A 3,748-nucleotide genomic window follows, 5' to 3' on the forward strand; every position below is an offset into this window, starting at 1 on the left:
CCGATGGTACTTGGACCGCAGGGTCCTGGGAGAGTAGGACGTTGCCAAGCACGAAGAGCCATTGCTGTTCACTCAGCAATGGCTTTTTTGTGTTTAAACAATCACTTGTGTAAAATTAACTCTGGCCTTACCCTTAAAGAGTAGAATTGCTATAATCGCTTATGCAGATGTGAAGAAACCGGAAATAAACTTATGCACATGTGGATACATGATTTAATTCAAGAAGGTGTCCCCAAAAGACTGTGGATTTAGGGATAAATGATGTGGATATAGCAAGGATCATGTGGATGAACACCAAGGGAGCGAACAAGTTATGGACAAGCAAAGCAATTTATTGTGGACAGAGCCGTTTTTCGTTCATGCAAGCGAGACGGATTTCCGTTCAAGAGGCAAGCTTTCTTTTCTTCTGGATATTATGCAGCGGGCTGCGGATTCGGCTGTCAGCAATCTGGGCCTCAGTATCGAAAAAATGCTTGAAGCGAGAATGGGTTGGATGGTCATCACGATGAAGCTGGATATTCAGCGGATGCCGTACCCGAACGAAACGCTTACCGTACATACCTGGAGCAAAGGAACGAAAGGAGCGCTTTGGCAGCGGGACTATAGAATCTTTGACGAAAATAATGTAGAAATTGCTGCCGCGCGTTCGATCTGGGCGCTTGTGGATATGGATAAGCGTAAAATTTTGCGGCCTTCTGCACTGCCGATCACTGTCGATCCTTACCTTGAGGATTCTGTGGGAAGCCTGCCTGAAAAGGTAACGATTACCGATGATGTCATTATGGAGGAAGCTTACAAGTATCAGGTTAGATATAGCGGCCTGGATAACAACGGCCACCTCAATAATGCGCGTTATGTGGACTTATGCTGTGATGTGTTAACCTTAGAGGAGTGGGAGGAATCAACACTCAGGGGTTTTCATATCACTTATACACAGGAGGCCACGTTCGGCGAAGAGATCGTTCTTGAGCGTTCATCTCTAACCGAAGATGGGATTTACGTACGGGGACGTGGGGACAACCAGGTATTTTTCGAGGCATGTCTGTTGTTCTAGAGGACAATGCCCGGAATAGCGGGACCAATAAATAATGACTACCAGCAGCTGCTCGGATTTTTGAGGGCTGCTTTTTTATTTTTTTCGGATTCATGGAATGTCACAAATAGGCAGAAGCGTTTCGAATCCAAACTTATTACCATATGAAAAACTTTTATATAGACCTGGAAACAATGATCGTCATCCCTTAAAATCGATGGGCCAAAGCGATGTGAAATCGTTGAAAAAGCTTACGGAGTCCGGCTCTGCAGTGCATAAGAGTGCTTCTTTGTGTGATCCCTGCCGGCCGATGATGGTATAATAAAGCGTTGGTTAGGAAAGGAGCCGAATGATGAAAGCATTGGTATTGGCCGAAAAGCCTTCGGTCGCCCGGGAGATTGCCCGGGTGCTGGGCTGCAGCAACAAACAAAAGAGTTATATGGAAGGCCCGCAATATGTCGTCACCTGGGCTTTGGGCCATCTGGTGGGACTTGCGGAGCCGGAGGATTATAATCATAAATATGCATCCTGGGCGCTGGAGGATCTGCCGATCCTGCCCGACAAGACAAAGCTCAAGGTGCTGCGCGAGACGGGCCAACAGTACAAGGCGGTACAGCATCTGATGAACCGGCAGGACATCGGGGAGCTGATCATCGCGACGGATGCCGCCCGGGAAGGCGAACTGCTGGCCCGCTGGATCATGAACATGGCGGGCTGGCGCAAGCCGTTCAAGCGGCTGTGGATTTCTTCGCAGACGGATAAAGCGATCAAGGAAGGATTTGCGGCCCTGCGGCCGGGCAAGGAGTTTGACCGCTTGTACGAATCGGCGCGCTGCCGGGCGGAGGCCGACTGGATGATCGGCTTGAACGTGACCCGGGCGCTCACCTGCAAGTTCGGCGCCCCGTTGTCTGCCGGTAGAGTGCAGACCCCGACGCTAGGAATGATTATGGACCGGGAGAATGAAATTACCGGCTTCCGGTCCCAGGAATATGAAACGCTGACCGCCGACTTCGGCAGCTTTCAAGCAGGCTGGCGTGCAACGGGCGGGGACAGCCGAATTTTTGACAAGGCTAAAACCGCAGCGCTGAAGGACAAGTTAACGGGCCGCACCGGCCGCATCGCCAAAGTACAAAAAACAGAAAAAAACGAGCCGCATCCATTGGCCTACGATTTAACGGAGCTGCAGCGCGATGCCAATAAGAAATTCGGATTTTCGGCAAAGCAGACCTCCAGCGTATTACAGAAACTGTACGAGCAGCACAAGCTGGTGACGTATCCGCGGACGGACAGCCGGTATTTGACGTCCGATATGACCGGAACGCTTAAGGAGCGTCTGGATAGTGTGGCAATCGGGCCGTATGCATCGCTGGCCCGCCCGCTGCTGCGTAAGCCGCTGCCGATCACGAAGCGGATTGTAGACGACAGCAAAGTCAGCGACCACCATGCAATCATCCCGACCGAGCAGACGGTGCTGCTCAATCAGCTAAGCGCAGAGGAACGTAAGTTGTACGATCTGATCGTGCGGCGGTTTATCAGTCTATTCTATCCGCCGGCGAGGTACGATGCCGTGGCGGTGACGGTGAGCGTGGAGGGCGAAAGCTTCCACGTCAAGGGCATGACCATAAAGGACGCCGGCTGGCGCGAAGTGTACGGCGGAGATTTGACCGGCGACGAGGACGAAGAGGCGTCCGGCGACGAGCCGGCAGCGAGTGAAGTGAAGCTGCCGGAGCTGCGCGAGGGCGATGCGGTGAAGGTGGAGCGCTGTGTCATCCGTCCGGGACGGACGATGCCGCCCAAACGCTACAACGAAGCGGCTTTGCTCTCGCAGATGGAGAAGCAGGGCCTCGGAACGCCGGCGACGCGCGCAGACATCATCGAGAAGCTGGTCACCTCGGACACGATTGAACGCCAGAGCAATCTGCTGCATCCGACAGGTAAAGGCAAGCAGCTCATCGAGCTTGTCTCGGGCCAGCTGCGTACGCCGGAGCTGACGGCTCGCTGGGAGGGCGAACTGGAGAAGATCGCCCGCGGCCAGGGCAAGCCGGAGCCGTTCTTGCAGGGCATCCGCGGAATGGCGAAGGAACTGGTGGCCGAGGTAAAGAACAGCGGCGCAGAATACAAGCCGCATAATGTTTCGAGCAGCCACTGCCCGGAATGCGGGACACGGATGCTGGAGAAAAAGACGAAACGCGGCAAGCTGCTCGTCTGCCCGGCGGACGATTGTGGGTATACGCGTTCCGGAGAGAAACGCCTATCCAATCGGCGCTGTCCGCAGTGCCATAAGAAAATGGAGCTGAAGGAAGGCAAGGCCGGATTGTACGTGCAGTGCCTGGGCTGCGGAATTACCGAAACGATGGATAAAGACCACAAGCATATCAACAAAAGGGAACAGCAGAAGCTGGTTCAGCAGTATAGCAAAGCGGAAAGCACCGGTTCCAATCTTGGCGATCTGCTGAGAGCGGCCATGGAAGCGAAGGCGAAAGAAAAGTAACCGTATAAAAGGAAAACCAATAAATGCAAAACCAATAAGAATAAAACCAATAAGAGCAAGACCAATGAGAGTAAAACGGATAAGCATAAAATAAATAAGAACAACACCACTAGAACAAAACCCAAAGAACAAAACCCAAAGAGCAAAACCCAAAGAGCAAAACTAAAGAGTAAAACCAAAGAGTAGAACCAAAAGAGCAAAACTAAAGAGTAAAACCAAAAGAG

2 protein-coding genes are annotated in these 3,748 nt (G+C 52.2%); both read left to right on the top strand.

Annotated elements, in window-relative coordinates; all coding sequences use genetic code 11:
* Positions 1–313 precede the first annotated feature (313 nt).
* Positions 314–1,054: an acyl-[acyl-carrier-protein] thioesterase gene (locus BMW84_RS21520; RefSeq protein WP_091071924.1), complete on the top strand. Its 741-nt coding sequence runs from the start codon at positions 314–316 to the stop codon at positions 1,052–1,054.
* 331 nt (positions 1,055–1,385) lie between these two features.
* Positions 1,386–3,524 (top strand): DNA topoisomerase III, encoded by a 2,139-nt coding sequence (locus BMW84_RS21525; RefSeq protein WP_091072290.1) that lies wholly within the window; start codon positions 1,386–1,388, stop codon positions 3,522–3,524.
* Positions 3,525–3,748: the final 224 nt, after the last annotated feature.

Source organism: Paenibacillus sp. NFR01 (genome assembly GCF_900111565.1).
Lineage (GTDB): Bacteria > Bacillota > Bacilli > Paenibacillales > Paenibacillaceae > Paenibacillus_AQ.

What these genes read in the sequence shown, in the direction of transcription:
- BMW84_RS21520 (WP_091071924.1), top strand. Translation starts at nt 314, where the DNA reads ATGGACAAGCAAAGCAATTTATTGTGGACAGAGCCGTTTTTCGTTCAT.
- BMW84_RS21525 (WP_091072290.1), top strand. Translation starts at nt 1,386, where the DNA reads ATGAAAGCATTGGTATTGGCCGAAAAGCCTTCGGTCGCCCGGGAGATT.